The organism is Methylocystis parvus (genome assembly GCF_049675845.1).
GTDB lineage: Bacteria > Pseudomonadota > Alphaproteobacteria > Rhizobiales > Beijerinckiaceae > Methylocystis > Methylocystis parvus_A.
This window is the reverse complement of sequence record NZ_CP187161.1, coordinates 3,920,620-3,941,110: the sequence shown is the minus strand read 5'-3', so window position 1 is coordinate 3,941,110 and position 20,491 is coordinate 3,920,620. Positions and strand designations below refer to the sequence as shown.

Annotated in this window: 18 protein-coding genes and 1 pseudogene; 9 read left to right on the top strand and 10 right to left on the bottom strand. The window is 63.8% G+C overall.

The genetic code is table 11. From position 1 onward, the window contains the following. Positions 1–252: 252 nt before the first annotated feature. Both ACPFMJ_RS20315 and rtcA read left to right on the top strand, forming a co-directional pair. Positions 253–1,509, top strand: coding sequence for an RtcB family protein (locus ACPFMJ_RS20315; RefSeq protein WP_424361695.1), 1,257 nt, complete (start codon positions 253–255; stop codon positions 1,507–1,509). 10 nt (positions 1,510–1,519) lie between these two features. Beyond that, positions 1,520–2,533 carry an RNA 3'-terminal phosphate cyclase gene (rtcA, locus tag ACPFMJ_RS20310; RefSeq protein ID WP_424361694.1) on the top strand — a complete coding sequence of 338 codons (1,014 nt, stop codon included), beginning with the start codon at positions 1,520–1,522 and terminating at the stop codon, positions 2,531–2,533. A gap of 18 nt (positions 2,534–2,551) precedes the next feature. On the opposite strand, the gene ACPFMJ_RS20305 is transcribed toward rtcA, so the two are convergent. Both ACPFMJ_RS20305 and ACPFMJ_RS20300 read right to left on the bottom strand, forming a co-directional pair. Further along, the gene (locus ACPFMJ_RS20305; protein WP_424361693.1) at positions 2,552–2,887 is read right to left on the bottom strand and encodes a capsid cement protein; all 336 of its coding nucleotides are present in this window, start codon (positions 2,885–2,887) and stop codon (positions 2,552–2,554) included. 26 nt (positions 2,888–2,913) lie between these two features. Continuing rightward, positions 2,914–3,261 (bottom strand): hypothetical protein, encoded by a 348-nt coding sequence (locus ACPFMJ_RS20300; protein ID WP_424361692.1) that lies wholly within the window; start codon positions 3,259–3,261, stop codon positions 2,914–2,916. A 50-nt stretch (positions 3,262–3,311) separates the two neighbouring features. Between ACPFMJ_RS20300 and ACPFMJ_RS20295 the strand changes: the two genes are divergently transcribed. The 4 genes from ACPFMJ_RS20295 to ACPFMJ_RS20280 all read left to right on the top strand — a co-directional run bounded on the left by ACPFMJ_RS20295 (position 3,312) and on the right by ACPFMJ_RS20280 (position 8,544). Next, entirely contained in the window at positions 3,312–4,097 is a 786-nt protein-coding gene (locus ACPFMJ_RS20295; protein ID WP_424361691.1) for a cyclase family protein, read from the top strand. A gap of 116 nt (positions 4,098–4,213) precedes the next feature. Beyond that, positions 4,214–4,780, top strand: a complete 567-nt coding sequence (locus ACPFMJ_RS20290) for a cold shock domain-containing protein (protein WP_424361690.1) — start codon at positions 4,214–4,216, stop codon at positions 4,778–4,780. Further along, entirely contained in the window at positions 4,781–7,648 is a 2,868-nt protein-coding gene (locus tag ACPFMJ_RS20285) for an AMP-binding protein (RefSeq protein ID WP_424361689.1), read from the top strand. Positions 7,649–7,737: 89 nt separating this feature from the next. Next, positions 7,738–8,544 carry a lytic murein transglycosylase gene (locus ACPFMJ_RS20280; protein ID WP_424361688.1) on the top strand — a complete coding sequence of 269 codons (807 nt, stop codon included), beginning with the start codon at positions 7,738–7,740 and terminating at the stop codon, positions 8,542–8,544. 54 nt (positions 8,545–8,598) lie between these two features. Here the strand turns inward: ACPFMJ_RS20280 and ACPFMJ_RS20275 are convergent, their stop codons facing one another. From ACPFMJ_RS20275 to ACPFMJ_RS20240, 8 genes and pseudogenes are all read right to left on the bottom strand, one after another. Beyond that, a complete protein-coding gene (locus tag ACPFMJ_RS20275; RefSeq protein WP_424361687.1) occupies positions 8,599–11,127 on the bottom strand; it encodes an alginate export family protein in 2,529 nt (842 codons plus the stop codon). Between the two features lie 367 nt (positions 11,128–11,494). Then, the gene (gene tam / locus ACPFMJ_RS20270; protein ID WP_424363923.1) at positions 11,495–12,289 is read right to left on the bottom strand and encodes a trans-aconitate 2-methyltransferase; all 795 of its coding nucleotides are present in this window, start codon (positions 12,287–12,289) and stop codon (positions 11,495–11,497) included. A gap of 2 nt (positions 12,290–12,291) precedes the next feature. Continuing rightward, positions 12,292–13,398: a sulfate/molybdate ABC transporter ATP-binding protein gene (locus ACPFMJ_RS20265; protein ID WP_424361686.1), complete on the bottom strand. Its 1,107-nt coding sequence runs from the start codon at positions 13,396–13,398 to the stop codon at positions 12,292–12,294. Between the two features lies 1 nt (position 13,399). Continuing rightward, positions 13,400–14,290 (bottom strand): sulfate ABC transporter permease subunit CysW, encoded by an 891-nt coding sequence (gene cysW, locus ACPFMJ_RS20260; protein ID WP_424361685.1) that lies wholly within the window; start codon positions 14,288–14,290, stop codon positions 13,400–13,402. After that, a complete protein-coding gene (cysT, locus tag ACPFMJ_RS20255; RefSeq protein ID WP_424361684.1) occupies positions 14,283–15,146 on the bottom strand; it encodes a sulfate ABC transporter permease subunit CysT in 864 nt (287 codons plus the stop codon). Before cysT ends, cysW begins: the two co-directional genes overlap by 8 nt. After that, positions 15,143–16,024 (bottom strand): annotated as a pseudogene (locus tag ACPFMJ_RS20250) (sulfate ABC transporter substrate-binding protein); the annotation flags it as partial. The gene cysT and the pseudogene ACPFMJ_RS20250, both read right to left, overlap by 4 nt. Before the next feature lie 81 nt (positions 16,025–16,105). Continuing rightward, positions 16,106–16,525 carry an ArsC/Spx/MgsR family protein gene (locus ACPFMJ_RS20245; RefSeq protein WP_424361683.1) on the bottom strand — a complete coding sequence of 140 codons (420 nt, stop codon included), beginning with the start codon at positions 16,523–16,525 and terminating at the stop codon, positions 16,106–16,108. A gap of 157 nt (positions 16,526–16,682) precedes the next feature. Further along, complete coding sequence (locus ACPFMJ_RS20240) at positions 16,683–17,387, bottom strand: SIMPL domain-containing protein (protein WP_424361682.1); 705 nt, start codon at positions 17,385–17,387, stop codon at positions 16,683–16,685. Between the two features lie 114 nt (positions 17,388–17,501). Here ACPFMJ_RS20240 and ACPFMJ_RS20235 point away from each other — a divergent pair, with 114 nt between their 5' ends. The 3 genes from ACPFMJ_RS20235 to ACPFMJ_RS20225 all read left to right on the top strand — a co-directional run bounded on the left by ACPFMJ_RS20235 (position 17,502) and on the right by ACPFMJ_RS20225 (position 20,466). Continuing rightward, positions 17,502–18,182 carry a glutathione S-transferase family protein gene (locus tag ACPFMJ_RS20235; protein WP_424361681.1) on the top strand — a complete coding sequence of 227 codons (681 nt, stop codon included), beginning with the start codon at positions 17,502–17,504 and terminating at the stop codon, positions 18,180–18,182. An 84-nt stretch (positions 18,183–18,266) separates the two neighbouring features. Continuing rightward, positions 18,267–18,749 (top strand): hypothetical protein, encoded by a 483-nt coding sequence (locus tag ACPFMJ_RS20230; protein ID WP_424361680.1) that lies wholly within the window; start codon positions 18,267–18,269, stop codon positions 18,747–18,749. A gap of 13 nt (positions 18,750–18,762) precedes the next feature. Next, positions 18,763–20,466, top strand: a complete 1,704-nt coding sequence (locus ACPFMJ_RS20225; protein ID WP_424361679.1) for a hypothetical protein — start codon at positions 18,763–18,765, stop codon at positions 20,464–20,466. The last annotated feature ends 25 nt before the right edge of the window (positions 20,467–20,491 follow it).

Sequence of the window (20,491 nt, the reverse complement as noted above, 5' to 3'; positions counted from 1 at the left end):
TTTCGTCAAGACTTGTCGTCACGAGCCCTAACAACGGAACAAACAACGCGGCGAATGCCTGCGGGACTACATTGGTTAGAGCGCCCTTAACCGGGAGGTAGGCGGTTCGACCCCGCCCGCGCGTCAAAAGATGCGGTGAAGCTCATGTCTCGCTCCTCCTTGTCGCCGCACCGTTGAAACATGCGCGCTCGCGCACAAAAGCGAAATCGAAAGCGTGGCAAACTGAAGGCGCTTTCAGAAAGGAATAGACCGATGGAGACGATTGCGGATCGCGCCTATGATTTTCTCGCCGAGACGTTCGACGCGGCCAAGGCGCACAAGGCCGCGCCGGTGAAGATGTGGACGCGCGGCGTGCCGGTGGACGACTCGTCCAAGGAGCAGCTCCTGAACACGGCGCGTATGCCCTTCATCTACAAATGGCTCGCTGTTATGCCTGACGTGCATTACGGCAAGGGCTCGACCATCGGCTCGGTGATCCCGACGAAGGGCGCGATCATACCTGCGGCGGTCGGCGTGGATCTCGGCTGCGGGATGATGGCGGTGCGCACGTCGCTGACGGCGTCGGACCTGCCCGATACGCTCGCGCCTTTGCGCGCTGCCTTGGAAAAGGCCGTGCCGCATGGCCGCACGGTCGGCCGCGACAAGCGCGACAAGGGCGCCTGGGGCGAATTGCCCGAGGCGACGGTCGAGGCGTGGTCGGCGCTCGACGAAGGGTTCAAGCGCATCGTGGACAAGCACCCGAAGCTCGCGAAGGCGAACACGGCGAACCATCTCGGCACGCTCGGCACGGGCAACCACTTCATCGAGGTCTGCCTCGATGAGGAGGACCGCGTGTGGTTCATGCTGCATTCGGGTTCGCGCGGCGTCGGCAACGCGATCGGCTCCTATTTCATCGAGCGCGCCAAGGAGGAGATGCGCCGCTACTTCATCAACCTGCCGGACCAGGATCTGGCTTATTTGCCGGAGGGGACGGAGAGCTTCGACGATTATGTCGAGGCGGTGGAGTGGGCGCAGCATTTCGCAATGGCCAACCGCGAGGTGATGATGCGCCACGCGATCGACGCGGCGCGCAAGGTGATCGCAAAGCCGTTCGAGGCGCATCTCGAGGCGGTGAACTGCCATCACAACTATGTCGCGCGCGAGCGTCACTTCGGCGAGAAAGTGCTCGTGACCCGCAAGGGCGCGGTGCGCGCGGCGGAGGGCGTGATGGGGATCATTCCCGGCTCGATGGGCGCGAAGTCCTTCATCGTGCGCGGAAGGGGCAACGTTGAAAGCTTCTGCTCCTGTTCGCATGGCGCGGGTCGCGTGATGTCGCGCGCCGAGGCGAAGCGTCGCTTCACTGTGGAAGATCATGCGGCAGCGACGCTCGGCGTCGAATGCCGCAAGGACGCCGAGGTGATCGACGAGACGCCCAAGGCCTATAAGGACATCGACGCCGTGATGGCGGCGCAGGCCGATCTCGTCGAGATCGTGCATACGCTGCGTCAGATCGTTTGCGTGAAGGGGTGAGCGTGTCGACATGATCAAGATCGACGGCGCCCTCGGCGAGGGCGGCGGCCAAATCCTGCGCTCGGCCTTGAGCCTGTCGATGGCGACAGGGAAACCTTTCGCCATCGATAAAATTCGCGCAGGCCGCAAGAAGCCGGGCCTGATGCGCCAGCATCTCGCGGCGGTGCGCGCGGCGACGGAAATCTGCGGCGCGCGGACGCAAGGCGCGGAGGTCGGCTCGACGGCTTTGTCTTTCGAGCCCGGCCCCGTGCGCGCGGGCGAGTATGGCTTCAATATCGGCTCGGCTGGTTCGACGAGCCTCGTCCTGCAGACCGTGCTCGTTCCGCTGGCGCTCGCAGGCGCGCCGTCACGCGTGACGATCCAGGGCGGCACGAACAATCTCGCGGCGCCGCCCTTCGAATTCATCGATCGCGCCTTTCTGCCGTTGCTGCGGCGCATGGGCTTCGCCGTCGAGGCGACGCTATTGCGCCCCGGATATTATCCAGCGGGCGGCGGCGAGATCGTGGTTGTGATAGACGCGGCGCAAGAAAGGCGCGCTCTGCATTTGACGGAGCGCGGCGCTCTCGTCTCGCGGAAAGGCGAAGCCATCGTGTCCAACCTTTCCTATCTGATCGCCCAACGCGAAGTCGCACGCCTGCGCGCAGCGCTCGATTGGCCGGCGGATTGCCTTCAGGCCATGACTGAGACGCGCGCGACAGGCCCGGGCAACGTCGTCGTCGTGACGATTGCGCATGAGCATGTGACGGAGGTGTGCGTCGCCTTTGGTCGCATCGGCGCGAGCGCGGAAACCGTCGCGTCCGAATGCGCGGACGAGGCGAATGCCTATCTAAGCGCCACGCATCCGGTCGGAGCGCACCTTGCCGATCAGTTGCTTCTGCCCATGGCGCTCGGCGCGGGCGGGGCCTTTGTCACGGGAGCGCCCACACAACATTTTCTTACGAATGTCGTCGTGCTTGAAGCGTTTCTCGGCGACAAAGTCCGGCTGACGAAAAGCGATGAAGGTTGCCGCGTGGACATTGGCTGACGCGCCCTGCGTCGAGCCTTAGAAAATAACGCCGTCGAGACGCACGCGCACGATCTCTGCCGTCTCGGGCGCATCGCCGACGGCGACGCCGACCCGAGGGCGTTCAGGCGCGGCGGCGGTGATTTTCCGCGCCGCCGCGTCCCAATGCGCGGGATCGCCGAGCGAGAGCTTTGAGCGGTCCTTGGGGAGGTCGAAACATCCCTGCGAAAGGACTTCGACCTCCTCTCCCTCCTCCGCCGCCGTGACGGCGACGCCGCATAGCTTGCCGATCACAATAAGGTCGCCCCGCCGGACGCCGCCGCGCGGCGCTGGCACCATGATGACGTCGGCGGAGCCGCCGTAGCTTTCATCCATCTCCCAAGAACCTCGTCCGCAGCCGCTCACCAAAAGGCTGGAATTCCATAGTCCCGCGCGCCCCAATAGGCCGGCCCGTAATCGCGCTGCGCGGCTGCTTCGGTCGGCGGCGCGCCATAGAAACGCGGACCGAGGAAGGGCCGCGAGGCGACATAATTTGGGCCCAGAAGCCAGTAATTCCCGGCTCCGAATTCGCCGCCGGGAATACAGCCGCCCCAAGGGCCGCGATGACCATAGGGGCCGCAGTCCACACGCTTCCAGACCGTTTCGCGCGCGGCGATGCGGCCGCCCGCCTTGTCGGCGGCGAGGGCCGCCGGCGCGGTCGCCAGCACGACCAGCGCGACCGCCAGGAAGAGCTTATGCATTGCATTCATTCGCGCCGCCTTTATTAAACGACGAGCAATTCGGACAGCGAGGATAGCGCATGAATCGGATTCGACCCAGCCGGATCGTCGATCTCTCCAAGGAGATCGCCTATAACCGCGAAGATCCGTTTTTCATGCGGGTGAAGATCAAACATCATGCGCATGGAACAGCGAGGTGGCTAGTGCGCGCGCTGGGCCTGCCCTTCCGCCTCTTCCCGAAAGATTTCGCGGGATGGGGCGACGACACGATCACGAAAATGGGCGTTCACTCGACCACCCATATCGACGCCCCATGGCATTACGGCCCGACCCTTGCGGATGGGAGCCGCCCCGCGACCGTCGACGAAATGCCGCTCGATTTGTGCTTCGGCCCCGGCGTCGTATTCGACATGCGCCACAAGGAAGAAGGCGAAGAAATCACGGCCGCCGATATGGAGGCGAACGTCGCCGCGAGCGGAGCAGTTCTGGAGAAAGGCGCAATCGCGCTCATCCGGACCGGACGCGACAGGCTGCAGGGCACGCGAGAATATTGGAAGAGCGGAACAGGCATGAGCGCCGCCGCAACCGAGTGGCTGATCGATCGCGGCGTTCTTGTCATGGGCGTGGATCAATGGGGTTGGGATCTTCCCTTTCATCGCCAGATCAAGACGGCCAAGGAGACGAACGACGCAACGCTTTTCTGGCAAGGTCATCTCGTCGGGCGCCGCAAGCCCTATTGGCAGATGGAGCAATTGCGCGGGCTCGATCAATTGCCCAGTCATGGCTTCGACGTGGCAATTTTCCCACTACGGCTGAAAGGCGCGTCCGCCGCGCCGGCGCGCGTCGTCGCGTTTCTATATGAGTGAAACCGAAAGCGAAGCTGGCTCTCACAAGCGCGACCGAGCGCCGCGCTGGTCCCGGGGCGCGACGGGGCCTAAGTTTACATCAGGCGGCATCCGACCACAGCGAGGGAGCGGCCGACATGGAAACAGCGCCACAAGTCGATTTCCAGGGCATGGAGCCCTCCGACAACGTTCGAGATGAGATCCAGCGGCACATCGGGCGCCTCGAAGAGCGCTACGGGCGGTTGACCGCGTGCCGCGTTGCGATCAAGGCGCCGAGCGGGCGCCATCAGACGGGCGGGCTTTACGAGGTGCATATTTATCTCAGCCTGCCCGACAGTCGCGACGTCTCGGTCGAGCACACGCCGCACATGGACGAGCGCTTTCAGCGTTTCGAATTCGCGCTCAACGACGCCTTCAACCGCGCCGAGCGGCAATTGCAGGACGAGGTCGGCCGCATGCGCGGCAAGATCAAGCAACATGCGTCGCCGCCGACGGGCGTCGTGACGCAAATGATGCGCGAGGACGGTTACGGGTTTCTCGAAAGCGAGGACGGTCGCGAAATCTATTTTCATCGCAACAGCGTCTCGGCGCCGGGCTTCGACGATTTGCAACCCGGGCGCCGCGTGAACTTTGTCGAGGAAGAAGGAGACAAGGGACCGCAGGCGAGCCGTGTGACGCCGCTCGCCGAAAGCGCGCCGGAATAAATGGCGCACGGCGAGATGGACACGAGCCCCAACGCGCAGGCATCGTCGGGCGGCCCATCGAAGGAAGCCGTTCTCCTCGCATTGATCGAAGGGCTCTTGCGGGAGCTTCGCCCAAAGCAGGGAGGCGCGTTCCTGATTTCGCTCGAAAGCCGGCTCGAACAGGATCTTGGCATCGACAGTCTGGCGCGCACGGAACTGAGCGCGCGCATCGAGCGTAATTTCTCGACGCGGCTCCCCTTCGACGCCGTGAGCCAGGCCGAAACAGTGAAGGATTTGCTGACGGCGCTTGCACGGACGCCCGCCGGCGTCATCCGAGACATGGGCGGCGCCGCGCCGACCGCGCCGCAATTGCCAAAAGCCGACGCTCCCGCGCAAGCGCGCACGCTTGTCGATGTGCTCGAATGGCATGTCGACCATCACCCTGAGCGGCTTCATCTCACCGTTCTGGAAGACGATCGCACCGTCATCGGCGCCTTCACCTATGACGAACTTGCCGCCAAGGCGCGGCGCGTCGCGGCTGGTCTGATTGCACGCGACATCGAGCCTGGCGATCGCGTTGCAATCATGCTGCCGACGAGCCTCGATTTCTTCGCGAGCTTCTTCGGCATTCTATACGCCGGCGCCGCGCCCGTCCCGATCTATCCGCCGATGCGGCTCTCGCAGATCGAGGATCATCTGCGCCGGCAGGCGGGCATTCTGCAAAACGCCGGCGCGCGCATCCTGATCACCATGCCGGAAGGTTTGAGCCTCGCCGCGCTTTTGCGGACACAGGTCGATTCGCTTGAATCGGTCGAAAGCTACGCCAGGCTGGCCGCGAGCGCCGAGAGCTCACTGCCCGCGCTCCAGGACGAAAAGCGCACGGCGCTCATTCAATACACCTCCGGCAGCACGGGCGATCCGAAAGGCGTCGTGCTCAGCCACGCCAACCTCCTCGCCAATATCCGCGCCATGGGCGCCTCGATCGGCGCGAACTCGTCCGATGTTTTCGTGAGCTGGCTGCCGCTCTATCACGACATGGGTCTGATCGGCGCCTGGCTTGGGAGCCTTTATTACGCCGCTCCGCTTTATGTCATGTCGCCGCTGAGCTTCCTCGCCCGTCCCGCCAACTGGCTGCGCACATTGAGCCGCTTTCGCGCGACGCTGAGCGCATCGCCAAATTTCGGTTTCGAGCTCTGCGTGACGAAGACCGACGAAGCGAGCCTGGAAGGCGTCGATCTTGGCGCGCTGCGTCTCGTGGCGAATGGCGCGGAGCCGATCAGCGTCTTCACGCTGCAACGTTTCTGCGACAAGTTCGCGCGCTACGGCTTCAGGCGCGAGGCGATGGCGCCGGTTTACGGACTGGCCGAAAGCGCTGTCGGCCTCGCTTTTCCGCCGGCAGGCCGCGCGCCCGTCATCGACCACGTCGACCGGGACGCGCTGATGAAGCGCGGCGCGGCGCAGCCTGCTGCCGAAGGCGATCCTCACGCGATGGCGTTCGTCGCAAGCGGGCAACCCTTGCCTGGCCATGAGATCCGAATCGTCGATGACGCCGGCCGCGAGGTCGGCGAAAGGCGCGAAGGGCGACTGGAGTTTCGCGGCCCTTCCGCCACCGCCGGCTATTTCCGCAACGAGCTGAAAACCCGCCAGCTTCTGCATGGTGGCTGGCTGGACAGCGGCGACCGCGCCTATATGGCCAATGGCGACATTTTCATCACCGGGCGCATCAAGGACATCATCATTCGCGCCGGCCAGCATCTCTATCCGCAGGAGATAGAAGAAGCCATCGCGCGCATTCCTGGCATTCGCAAAGGCTGCGTCGCCGTCTTCGGCGCGGCGGACCCGCGCTCGGCGACGGAACGGGTGATCGTCGTCGCGGAGACGAGCGAGACAGACGCCAACGCCCGCGCCGCTTTGGAGGCGAAGGCGCAGGAGGCGGTGCGCGACATCAGCGGCGCGGTGGCGGACGAGATCGTGCTCGCGCCGCCTCGCGCCGTGCCGAAAACCTCCAGCGGCAAAATCCGCAGAAGCGCGGCGAAGGCGCTCTACGAGCAAGGCGCGCTCGGCGCGCGCCGGCAAGCCGTATGGTTGCAATTGTCGCGATTGGCGCTGTCGGGATTTGTTCCCCTGCTCCGCCGTCTGCTGACGCAAGCGGGTAGCGCGTTTTATGCCGTGTGGTGGTGGCTCGTGGCGGCGCTCGCTTACGCCGCGGCGTGGATCGGCGTCATGACGTTGCCGGGACTCGCGCGCCGCTGGGCGTTCGTCAGAAGCGTCGCCCGCGCGACGCTCGCCGCTATGCGCATCCCTGTCTCGACGGCGGGACTGGATTCGCTGCCCAAGGACGGCGCCGTGCTCGTCTTCAACCATTCGAGCTATGCGGACGCTATTCTGCTCACGGCGACCCTCCCCGGCGAGCCGGTCTTCATCGCCAAGAAGGAGCTCGCCAAGCAGATATTCGCGGGGCCGTTCCTGCGCCGGCTCGGCGTCCAGTTCGTCGAGCGCTTCGACGTTGCAGGAAGCATCTCGGATGTCGAGGCGCTCGTGGCGGCGGCGCGGAGCGGGCGCAATCTTGTCCTCTTCCCGGAAGGCACCTTCACCAGGCGCGCGGGCCTCTCCGGCTTCTATCTCGGCGCCTTCAAGATCGCCGCCGAAGCCGACCTCGTCGTCGTCCCCGGCGCGCTGCGGGGGACGCGCTCCATACTGCGCGGCGAACAATGGTATCCGCGCTGGGCTCCGCTCGCCGTTGAAATGGGCGCCCCGATACGGCCGGAAGGAACGGGTTTCGCCGACATTTTGAAGCTGCGCGACACGGCGCGCGACGCCGTCCTCGCACTGTGCGGCGAGCCTGACATGGACATATTGGTGAAGCCTGGCGCCAACCGCCGCGTCTGACGGATCCGCGCCTTGCCGCGTCGCTTGCCGCCGCTTTAAATTGCGCTCCAAGCGACGCAGGCGAGGGTCTTTTGCGAATGAACATTCGAATGGTTTTGAGCGCGCTTGTTCTAGCGGCGTCCACGAGCGCTGCCAACGCCGCCGCTTGCGGACATACAGCCGAGGGCTTCGGCGCCTGGCTCGACGATTTCAAGCGGGAAGCTGTCGCCCAGGGGATCTCCGAACGCACGCTCGATGCGTCGCTCTCGGGCGTCGCCTACGACCGCGCGATCATCTCCCGGGACAGGAGCCAGAGGGTCTTCAAACTGAGCTTCGAGAAATTTGCGGCGCGCCTCGTCACGCCGACGCGCCTCGCCCGCGGGCGCGCGCTGTTGCAGCGCCACGCCGGACTCTTCCGACAGCTCGAAGCGCGCTATGGCGTCCCGGGGCCGGTGCTCGTGGCCATATGGGGGCTGGAGACCGGCTACGGGGCGGACAACGGCAATTTTCGCACGATGCAGGCCCTCGCGACGCTCGCTTATGATTGTCGTCGCTCGGCGCAATTCACGGACGAACTCGCGCAAGCGCTCCGCATCGTTCAGCAGGGCGACATGGCCCCGTCGCAAATGCGCGGCGACTGGGCCGGCGAGATCGGACAGACGCAATTCATGCCGTCCTCCTATCTCAAATACGCCGTTGATTTCGACGGCGACGGTCGACGCGACCTGATCAGGTCCGGGCCTGACGCGCTGGCGTCGACCGCTAATTTCCTGCGCGGCAATGGCTGGCGCACGGGCGTCGGGTGGGAGGAAGGCGAACCCAATTTCGCTGTCTTCCTCGAATGGAACAAGGCGCAGGTTTACGCCAGAACGATCGTCTATTTCGCTACGAAGCTGAGCGCTGGAGACGAGCGATAAATAAAAAAGGCCGGAAGCTCTCGCTCCCGGCCCTGCTTGGGGTCACGCGTTTAATCAGTCCGACGCCAGCATGTCGAAGTGGCGATTGATGCCGCCCTGCACGAGATTGCCGCTGAAGTTGGTTCTCGTGCTGGCGCCGTAGGCGTAGAAGCCGTTGGTGTTGAAAACGTAGGACTTCGCGTTGGCGGAGCCTAGGTCGTAGTGCAGATATTCCGCCTTGACCGACCAGTTCGGCATGAACGCCCATTCCACGCCGCCGCCCGCCGACCAGCCGATCAGCGAGTCGCCATAGGTCGCCGTCAGGTTGGTGAAGCTCGTGCCGGCGGCGCGCTGCGTGAGATAGGCGGTATTCGTCGTCACGCCGCCATAGGCCATGCCGCCCGTGCCGTAGATTTGCAGCTTGGGCGTCGCGAGATAGCCGAGGCGCCCGCGCAGCGTGCCAAGATAATTTAGCGTGGTGTTGGTCTGGCCGTAGGTCACATAGGTATTGGCGCCGGATGGAACCCATGACGCCAGGATAGCGCCATCCGTATTGCCCGAGACGCCGTGCAAGTCGGCTTCGAGGCCGGCGACGAAGTTGTTGTAGAACTTGTAGTTCGTGCCGACCTGCAGACCTCCGATGAAGCCGGCCAGATTGGCGTGGACCACGCCGCCGGGCGGCGTCGCGCCGCGCACGATGGGCAGGCTCGGCGCCGCCGTTCCAATTGGATAGGCCGCCACCTGCGTGGTCGGGCTCGACCAGGAGCCGCCCCCGTTCAGGCCGACATAGACGTCCCGCCAGCTCGGCGCCTTCCATTCCTTCGCTTCCGGACCGGCCGCAGCCCAAAGCTCGGAGGCCGGGTTCTTCGTGATCGGCTGGCCGTCGCCAAAGGCGTTCGCCGTCACTTCGAGGTAGAAGAAGTCGGTGGGCTTGGACGAGAGCCAGTTTGTCGTCGTGGTCTGTCCCGGGAAGGATTGCGGGAAATAGGGCTGGAGCGCCACCGGCGGCGCGAAGCTCGACGTGAAGCTGCCGGGCCAGAATCGCGCGTAGCTTGCGGTAAGATTGATGAATTGCGAGAGCTTGTAGCGGGCCCGGATGTCGAACTCCGTGCCCATGAACGTGCCTCTGTTGCCGAGCGGAGCGAACAGATTGGCGCGCTCCCAGGCGTTCGCCGCGCTCGCCAGCCAATAGGCGCTGAAGGCCGTGTCGATCCGCAGGTTTTTCTCCGGCGTGAATTCGAGACGCACCTTCGGCGCCTTCATATTGTTCCACGCCATATAGTCGTTGCGTGAGAAGGGTTGGTTGAAGCCGTAGAAGATATCGAAGTTCTGGCTGACGCTGTCGAACGGGCTCTTATTGCCGGACCCGTAAGTATAGACGCCGCTGATGCGCGGCTTCCAGGGATGATCCGAGAAGGTGTAGCCCGCCTCGATGCCGTATGCGATGGCGTCGAGAGCGACCGTCCGCTGGACGGCTGCGGTATTCGTGCCGATCGTCGCGAATTCGCCCGTGTAGCCGAACTGCTTGTTGATGTCGAAGTCGTAGTCGAAATTGCCGAGCACGCCGTAGACGCGCAGGCCCGGCGCATTCGTCTCGCGCCCCACCTTCAGCGCGTTGGATGGGTTGGTCCAATCCGGGAATTGGTGGCGACCAATGAAATAAGGCTGGATCGTCGCATATTCCGACCAGCGGCGGACGCTGAACACGCTGCCATAGATCCAGGTCTGCCAGTCGGGCCTGTCGAACTGATAGGGGTAGCGGATGACCGGGCGCATGACGAAGGAGTCGATGTCCCAGTCATTGTCCTTCTTGCCGACCTTGACGCGGAAGCCCTCGAAATTGTTCGTCGTGTTGCGGAATTCGTTCTCCGCGATCAGGCGACGATCCAGCAGTTCGAAGTGGAAGCGGCCAGCGCGCACCATCAGCGGACGGTCATTGCCGCGCGGGTCCTTGCCGAAAGCGTCCTTGAAATAGAGTTCGCCATAGGCGGAGATCAGCTCGGTCTCGTTAATTTCCTGACCCTGATACTGATAGATGCTGTTGAGGGCGCGCGAGTCCTGGAACTCGACCACGGCGCGGAAAGGGTCGAGAATGTTCTGAATGCCGAGATAGACGCGTGTGCGCGACAGCCAGAGCGAGTTGGGGAAGTATTTCCGCTGCGAGATCGAATTGCCCGGCCGAGAGGCCGTATCGGTCCAGGGACGCAGGTCATTGTTGCGATATTCGAAGCGGACGCGCGAGTCGAGGCCGACATTGAGCCAGTCGATCCCCTCGAACTCCTTGTAGGTCTTGCCGAGGTTGCGAACGTAAGGTGGAATCTCCGGCTGCGGCTCGAGACGATAGCCGCGCGTCGGCACGTAGTAGCTCTTTTTCTCTTCGGGCTTCGCGTCCGCCGCCTTGTCGTCGGCGCCCTTGCCGGCCGCGGGCTTCGCCGCCGGAGCGCCCTTGGCGTCCTTTCCGGCCTTTGCCGGGTCGGGCTTCGCCGCCACTGACGGGGCGCTTTTCGCCGCGCCCTGCGCAATGGCGGGCGCCGCGGCGGAGGCCACGAAAAGCGCCCCAAGCGCCACCGAACTCATCCAGCGTGTGTTCGTTCGAGAAATCATCCCCAGTCCTCGATATGTAAGCTCGTTACATTACGCTAAGGGAGACAAGCGACGCCGCTCAAGACGAATTTATGAGCAGTTCTTGCTTTTGCTCAATTTGTTGCAGAAAAAACACATATGCTCTCCTGCAAATTCCGCCTTCGCCTGGTCCCGTTCCCCGTCGCGTCTCCGTGTCCCTCGCGACGCGGATGCGGCGCGGATTGCTCTCAAATTCGACCGGAACGTCGATTTGATCCGAGACAAATCAACCGCAATCCAGGCTTTTTGTCTAGCGACTTAATAGACTAACTTTATTTTGTCGCCGGATCGTTGCAGTCATGTCACACATGCGCCTCTGGCGAAGCGCGGCGCGCGGCGCGCCAGGATTTTATTTCTGTAGAACGAAGAAGAGGCGCGGGTAGCGCAGCAAGACCTTCCCGTCGGGCTGGCGCGGATAGGCTTGCTGGAGCCGCTCGCGATAGCGCGAGAGGAAATCGGCCGTTTCCTCGGGATTCAACAAATCAAGAAACGGTCGCAGACCCGAACCCTCGAACCACGCCACGACGTCGTCTGGCCCGTCGAGCGGATGGATATAAACCGTCTTCCAGATATCAATCCCGCAACAGCGCGGCGCGAAGAGATCGTAATATTCCTCGGGCTGGCCGATGACCGTGAGCGATTTCGCGACGGGGACGAGTCGATCCGCCCAGGGACCGTCCGCCGCCACCATGCGCATGGCCGCATGCGAAGGCTCATATGTGTTGTCGGGCATCTGCACCGCCAATCTCCCGCCGGGGCGCAGAGACGCGAGGAGGCGCTCGATCAGTTTGCGGTGATCGGGAAGGAAATGCAGCGTGGCGTTCGCGAAGATGACGTCGGCCGCCTCTGGCTCCCAATCTTCGACATCCGCCTTCACGAACTCGGCCGCCGGCACGCGGGCGCGCGCCACCGCCAGCATGTTGTCGGACTTGTCGATCCCGACAACCTTGGCGCCCGTAAAGCTGCGCGTGAGAAGCTCCGTGCTGTTTCCAGGGCCGCAGCCGAGATCATAGACGCGGCGCGTCTCGCAATAAGGAATCCGTGCGAGAAGGTCGCGCGCGGCGCGCGTGCGCTCCTCTTCGAACTTCAGATAAAGATCCGAATTCCAGTCGCGCGCCGCGCGGGGCGCGAGATCGGCGGCGATGGTCAAATCCCCTCCCCCGCGTCGACATAGTCGCCCTGCTTTTCATCCGTCGGAAAGATGCGCGCCTTGGCGAGCGACAGCGGCACGCGGTCGCCGAGCGCGGCGGCGCGATCGAGCGGGGAGTCGATTTCGAGCGTCTGGTCATAACCGTCGATGGCGATGGTCGCGCGCACGCCGCCGGGCGTGCGGCGCAGGCTTTCGACACGCCCCTCGATTTCGCCCGCGCCCTCCGACGCGACGGCGATGTCGGCGGGACGGAAGAACACTTTGGCGGGGCCGTTGCGCAGCCCGTGCGTGTCGATATGAAGCTCCCGCCCGCCGAACCGCACATGGCCTTCGCCGATCGTGACGGGCAGCGCGACCGCTTCGCCGACGAAGGAGATGACGAATGGCGAGGCCGGCTGATCGTAAAGCTGGGCAGGCGTGCCGACCTGCTCGATGCGCCCTTCGTTGAGGACCACGACGCGGTCCGCCAGCTCCATCGCCTCGTCCTGATCATGCGTGACGAAAACGGTGGTGAGCCCCGTCTCCTTGTGCACTTCGCGCAGCCAGCGACGCAGATCCTTCCGCACGCGCGCGTCGAGCGCGCCGAAAGGCTCGTCGAGAAGCAGGACGCGCGGTTCGATCGCAAGCGCGCGCGCAAGCGCCACGCGCTGGCGCTGGCCGCCGGACAGTTGCGCCGGATAGCGCTTGCCAAGTCCTTCGAGCTGCACAAATCGTAGCAGCTCCCCGACGCGCGCCGCGATGTCGTCGCGCGACGGCCGCGAGCGGCGCGGCCGCACATTGAGGCCGTAGGCGATATTGTCCGCGACGGTCATGTGCTTGAAGAGCGCGTAGTTCTGGAAGACGAAGCCGACGCGGCGATCCTGCACCGGCAGATCCGTCGCGTCCTGCCCGTCGAAATAGACATGGCCGCGATCCGGGTTGTTCAGACCGGCGATCACGCGCAGCAGTGTCGTCTTGCCGGAGCCCGATGGCCCGAGCAGCGCGACGAGTTCGCCCGGCTGAATGTCGAGCGACACGTCGCGCAGCGCGGCGAAGGCGCCGAAATCCTGCGCGACATTCTCGACGCGAATGGCGAAGCCGTGCTTCCTCACGGAACCATGCATCTCAGTGTCTCCGACCGCGTGCGGCGAGCGCGTCCGCGTGGCGCCATTCGAGGAAAGTCTTGATTCCGAGGGTGACGAGCGCAAGCCCCGCCAGAAGAACCGAGAGAGTGAAAGCGGCGACGTTGTTGTACTCATTGTAGAGAATCTCCACCTGGAGTGGGATCGTGTTGGTGAGGCCGCGAATGTGGCCCGAGACGACGGAAACGGCGCCGAACTCGCCCATTGCGCGCGCGTTGCAAAGGAGCACGCCGTAAAGCAGGCCCCATTTGATGTTGGGCAGCGTCACGGTGACGAAGGTCGTGAAGCCCGAGGCGCCGAGCGTCAGCGCGGCCTCCTCCTCCACCGTCCCCTGCTCCTGCATCAACGGGATGAGTTCGCGCGCGATGAAAGGGAAAGTGACGAAAATCGTCGCCAGCACGATGCCCGGCACGGCGAAGATCACCTGGACGCCATGCGCGGTAAGCCAATTGCCGAAGACGCCCTGCGCGCCGAAGACGAGCACATAGACAAGGCCCGCGACCACTGGCGACACGGAGAAGGGCAGATCGATCAGCGTGATCAGAAGGCTCTTTCCGGGGAAAGAGAACTTCGCAATCGACCAGGCGGCGGCGAGTCCGAAGACAAGATTGGCCGGCACCACGACAGCGGCGACGAACAGCGTCAGCTTTATCGCAGCCACGGCGTCAGGTTCGGTGAAGACTTCCGCAAAAGCGCTCCATCCCTTGCTGATCGCCTCGGTGAAGACGATCGCAAGCGGCGCGAACAAGAAGAGCAACAGGAAGATCACCGACACTGCAATGAGCGCAAAACGCGCCAGAGGCGTATCCTGCGTTACGGGGCGTACTTTCTTGCGCGCAGGCGCGCGCGGCAAACCGATAGCGGCCTCAGACATGACCGAACCTCTTCCGGCTCCACGCCTGAATTAGGTTGATGACGAGCAGCGCAACGAAGGAAATCGCGAGCATGATGGTCGCAATGCCGGTCGCGCCCGCGACGTCGTATTGTTCGAGCTTCACGACGATGAGCAGCGGCGCGATTTCCGACACATAGGCGATGTTGCCGGAGATGAAGATGACGGAGCCGTACTCGCCGATCGCGCGCGCGAAGGCGAGCGCGAAGCCGGTGAGCAGTGCGGGCGCGAGCGGCGGCAGAAGCACACGGATGACCGTTTGAAGGCGGGCCGCGCCGAGAGTCGCCGACGCCTCCTCGAGTTCGACTTCGAGTTCCGAGATGATCGGCTGCACGGTTCTCACGACAAAGGGCAGTCCGATGAAGACGAGCGCGACGAGAATGCCCCAGCGCGTGAAGGCGATCTTCACGTCGATGTCGGCAAGAGGCTCGCCGAACCAGCCATTGGGCGCATAAAGCGCGGCGAGCGAGATGCCGGCGACGGCCGTGGGCAACGCGAAAGGCAGATCGACGAAGGCGTCGAGCAGACGGCGGCCTGGGAATTCATAACGCGTCAGCGTCCAGGCGACCGCGAGTCCGAAGACGAGATCGACGATCGCCGCGGCGAAGGAGAGCAGAAACGTCGTGCGCAAAGCGGCGGCGACGCGCGGCTCCATCGCAATGTCATAAAGGCCGGAAAGACCGAGCCCCGACGAACGCCAGATGAGCGTCGCCAGGGGAAAGAGCACGACGAGCCCGAGATAAAGCAGCGTGTAGCCGAATGTCAGGCCGAAACCCGGGATAACGCTCGGCGCTTTGAAGCGCCGAGCGTTCCGGCTCGCGAATGTCGGGGAGATCACTTCGCGGGCTCTTGTTTCTGAATGTCGTCGAAGACGCCGCCATCGGCGAAGAACTTCTTCTGCGCCGCGGCCCAGCCGCCGAAGGACTTGTCCACGGTGACGAACTCGATCTTCGGGAGTTTCTTCAAATCTTCCTTGGCGGCGTATTCAGGGTGCGCCGGGCGGTAGAAGTTCCTGGCGATGATGCCCTGCGCTTCGGGCGAATAAAGGAAGTTCAGATAGGCTTCGGCGAGCTTTTTCGAGGCTTTGGCGTCTGCATTCCCATCGACCAGCGCAACAGGCGGTTCGGCCAGAATCGAAAGTTTGGGGGCGACGATCTCGAACTTGTCGGCGCCGAACTCCTTGAGCGCAAGAAACGCCTCGTTCTCCCAGGCGATCAGCACGTCGCCGAGGCCGCGCTGCGCGAAGGTGATGGTGGCGCCGCGCGCGCCCGTGTCGAGAACCGGCGCGTTCTTGTAAATCGCCTTGACGAAGTCCTTCGTCTTCGCCTCGTCCCCGCCGAATTTCTTCAGGCCGTAACCCCAAGCGGCGAGAAAGTTCCAGCGCGCGCCGCCCGAGGTCTTGGGATTCGGCGTGACGACGGCGACGCCAGGCTTGGCGAGATCGTCCCAGTCCTTGATACCCTTGGGATTGCCCTTTCGGACGAGGAAGACGATCGTCGAGGTGTAGGGCGACGAATTGTTCGGCAGGCGCTTCTGCCAGTCGGCCGGGATCTTGCCCGTCTTGCTCGAAATCGCGTCGATGTCCGCCGCGAGCGCCAGCGTCACCACGTCCGCGGAGAGGCCGTCGATGACCGCGCGCGCCTGCGCGCCGGAACCGCCATGGGACGCCTGAACCTCGATGGTTTCGCCCGTCTTGGCCTTCCAGTCGGCCACCGGTCTTGGCGTCGGATTCCAGAACAAGCCCAAAAGCGACGCCCGAGACGATCAGCGCGCTGATTATAGACCTAGAAAGTCTTGCTAGAATAGCTCGCGCGTCGGATCGTCGATGAAGACAACGTTGAGGAGCGAGACGTCGTCCGCTTCGGGCGTCAGGCCGATCCAGCGGCTAACCGACGCCCGGTCGAACCCGGCTTCGCAATGATCGCCGATGCGCATCAGCGGCCGGCGGATCAATCCGGGGTCCATGATCATCATCATGATCGCTTCCTGCGGATTGACCACGTCGGGCTTCACCTCGCCCGATTTCACGCGCGGCGACGCTGCGTTGAACCATTCGCGCACCGGCTTCGCGCCGAAATAGGGCCGCAAGCTGGGAGCGGACCAGGGTTCGTTGAGAAGGTCTCGAGCCTCGACCTGATGCCCGGAGGCGATCAGAAGGGCCTTTTGCTTCGCATTGCTGGCGCAGCCAGGCTTTTCATAAAAAATGACGTTCGCCATGGGAGCCTCTCTTACGCGACAATATGGCGCTTGCCTATCGCCTTACGCATTTTACGACGTAATTGTGCAGCGCGGCGCCCGAATGACATGCAAGGCGCTAGGCGCCTCGCTGTAAATTCACGCAGTTTGCCCGAAGCGCGCCTGAAAACCGTGCGCCTCAGCGCGACAGGGCCCATGTGACCGAGACGCGCTCCGAGACGCGCTGCGTCCCCGGCCGCAGCGGAACGGCGTTGGCCGCCGGCGCGGCTGCAACACGCGCCTCCATCATCGGAACGGGCGCCGCCTCGTCCAGAGGCCTGATCTCGATGACCCGGGCGAGGCGCAGCCCGGCCGCCTCGGCGTAGATGCGCGCCCGGCGCTCCGCGTCCTTGACGGCCTTGGCGCGCAGCTCGTCCCTTTTCTTCGTCAGGTCGGAATGATCGTAGTCGACCCCGTCCAGGCTGTTGGCGCCCTTGTCGATAACGCGCCCGATAATGTCCCCGGCCTTTTCCGGCGGGCTCACGACGACCGCCAGACTGTTGCTGGCGCGAAAGGTCTGAACCGTCTTCGGCTTGCCCTTGGCGTCGCGCTCCTCGGTCGAGACGGGCGCCAGCGAAACGCCCTGAGTCTGCATGTCGGCGTCGGCAACGCCCATCGCCTTCAGCTCGGCGAGAATGGCCTCCATCGTCCGGGCGTTGTCGGCGGAAGCGGCGGCGGCCGTGGGGCGCTCGGTCACAACGCCGAAGCGAAGTGTCGCCCGGTCGGGGGCGACCTCTTCGACAGCCTCTCCGGTTACGGCGACGTTCGAGATGGAGTCCTTGAGCGACTCGGCGCGGGCGGCGCCGCAAAACAAGAGAGACAGTGCGAGCATGAGACGAATCATGGCATATCCTTAAACCTGTGCGGCTGAGCCGCAAAAGCGCCCGCTTGCGGCTTTAGCCGAGTTCAACCATACAAGCACCACGCGCGGTCGTCGCGCGCGCCGCGAACAGGCCACATGCCCCTTCTTTACCACTACCCGCTTTGCCCCCACTCCCGCTTCGTTCGGCTGATCCTCTCCGAATACGGAATCGCGGCCGAGCTGGTCGAAGAGCGCGCTGCGGACCGCCGGCCTGATTTCCTCGCGCTCGATCCGGCGGGACGCACCCCCGTCTTCATCGACGACGACGGCACGGTCGTGCAGAGTTCCGTCATCGCGGAATATCTCGACGAAACCTATGGCCCGACCCGCGGCGTGCAGCGCCTGTTGCCGCTGGAGAAGCGCCCCCGCGTCGAGACGCGCCGCCTCGTCGACTGGTTCAACGTGAAGTTTTTCGAGGAAGTCACGAGCTGGCTGGTGACGGAGAAGGTCTATAAGCGCTTTTCCCCGCAAGGGGGCGCGCCGGACATGGACCTCGTGCGCGTCGGGCGCGCCAATATCCGCCATCACATGCGCTATATCGGCTATCTGACCAGCACCCGGAACTGGCTGGCGGGCGACAAGCTCTCTTACGCCGATTTCGCGGCGGCGGCCCATCTCTCCTGCGCGGATTATCTCGGCGACGTGCCTTGGGACGAGGACGAGGCGGCGAAGCACTGGTATCAGCGCATCAAGTCGCGCCCGGCCTTCCGTCCGCTTCTCGCCGACCGCGCCCCGGGCATGACGCCGGGGCCCTATTACGCGGAACTGGACTTCTAAAATCCTTTGCGCACGCTTCCTTACGAGGCGTTAACCGTCGAGCGCTAATTTCAATAATAAAGCATTAGCTCGACGAGGGGCGGCATGAAGCGGTTCCCTGATTTTCTCTCCGGCGCGCGCCGGGTCATTAGACACTCCGTGGTTTTTGCAGCGTCCACGTCCTTTTCGGGGCGCGCGGCGCTGACGGGCCTTTGCTTCTTCGCCATCGCCACCGCCGGCATGCGCCAGATGGACGCCTCTTACCGGCAATCGATCGTCAAGGCAGGGCATTACAGCCTCGTGGAAACGAGCGCGCGCCATTGGCACGCGCGGGACCTGCGCGTCGGCTGGACGAAGAACGGCGCCTATGTCGGCGTCGTCGACTACGCCATGCTCGAAGCCTTCGCCTTCGGGGGCTACGTCCTTGCGTTCTTTACATTCATGACGCCCGCCGCCTGGAGCGCCCTCGCGCTGCTGCGCGCGAAAAGCCCCAGTGGCGTCGAAGAAAATTCCCCGCACGAGATCAGCGGCGGCGGCGCGCAGGCCGATGGAGCGATTCTCGCTGCGGAGGGACTGCCTCGCTCTTGAAAGGATCACAAGGATGGGCCCGCGCTACTATCGTTTCTTCTGCGCGGCGCTGATCGGCGCGACGGCGAATGTCAGCTTTGCCGCCGGCGCGGGCGCGGTGGATTGCGGCGCGCCGGTCCCGGCGTTTCAAGCCTCCTACTTCTCGAAGGTCGGAGTCGGAGCCGACTACGGCCCGCATTATCCCTGCTACGACAGCAGCGGCGCGATCGCGCAGTGCTACAATAATGACGGCTCGCCTACCGCTAATCTCCCGGACGCGAAAAACAACGAGATGCAGGCGAGCGTTCCGCTGGATGTGTCGCAATTGCAGCTCGCCGGATTCAAGTCGGTGCGCGCCTATGGCGATCCGTCCAAAGTGTGGATCGCGATGATCAACGCGGCCAACGCCGCGAATATGCAGGTCGTCTACCAGGTTTCCACCTGCAAGAGCGACGCCGCCTTACCCAACCATCCTTGCGTCAACGTCCCTGGCTCGACATTCGACAGCACGCTCACCTTTTCGATCCAGCAACTTCACCAGGTTGTGACCGAGGTGACGCCGAGGATCTTCGAGAACGTCGTAAAGCTGATCATCGTCGGCAATGAGGATCTGATCATTTCGCCGACCGATCACACGAGCTACAACACCCAGGATCTCATCACCGCGATCAATAGAACGCGCGACAAACTGATCAAGGACAAGGTCGCCGTTCATAGCTCCTTGGCGGCAGGCGTCGATTTGAGCTCCGCGACTGTGATCGGCCAGATGACGTCGACGCCCGGCATCCTGCTCGCCTCTGCTTTCACGCCCGGCGCGCCGGTGATCGAGAACATCTACGGCGCGCAGTTCTCAAAAGTGAAGACTCCGGCGGACGCCCTCGACTTCCTGCGGAAACGCATCAACGCATTGCAGAGCCAGTACATGACCGCGCAGCGGCCCGCCATGATCGGCGAAACGGGCTGGTGGACGAATGGCCAGGACGCGAATTACGACGCCGCCACCCGCGTCGGAACGCTCGCCGACGCGAAGGCCTATTTCCAGCTTCTGTATCCCTATCTGCAGGCCTGCTCGGTGCCGGCGCTGATCTTTGAAGCCTACGATCAGGCGACGAAAGGGCCGGCGGGGCCGAAGCCCAATCCGCCCGGCGCTCGGGAAGCGGAGCAGAAATACGGGGTGATGAACGCCTTCAATACGGCGAAGGACATGGCGCTATTGCCCGCGCCGGCGGCCTCTTTCCAGAACCACCCGGAAACCCGGAACGCGGCTCTGTTCACGTTCATTCAGAGCCAGGATATACAAACAGCTCCTCCGATGACCTTCGGAATCGGCCATCTGTCACAACCCTCCGCCACCAAGATCACGGTGAAGCCGTTCAACATGGTCACGCCGGGCGGCGGCGTGACGCCGGTGTGGCCGACCTTCAATCTCTACCAGTATTCAATCATGTATCTGTTCCGCGCCGCCACCGACCCCAAAGCGCAGTGCCGCAACACGGTGACGTCGGTCTATTCGACGCCTCAGCCATTTGGGACAAAAACCATCCCGCCCTACAGCGGCGGCCAGTGGTACCGGTCGGGACTTGGCGCCCCGGGCTGCCTGGCGGCTGACGCGACCAACGTGAATTGGGGAATCGGCGCCTCGCCAAATACGCAGGCGCAGAACGTCTTTTTGGCGGCGGGCTTCTCGTTGAACCCCCTCACGACACCCCCGCCGCCCTCGTCGTTCGACGTTCGCTGACGCTCCGGGGTCGCTATAATGCGGC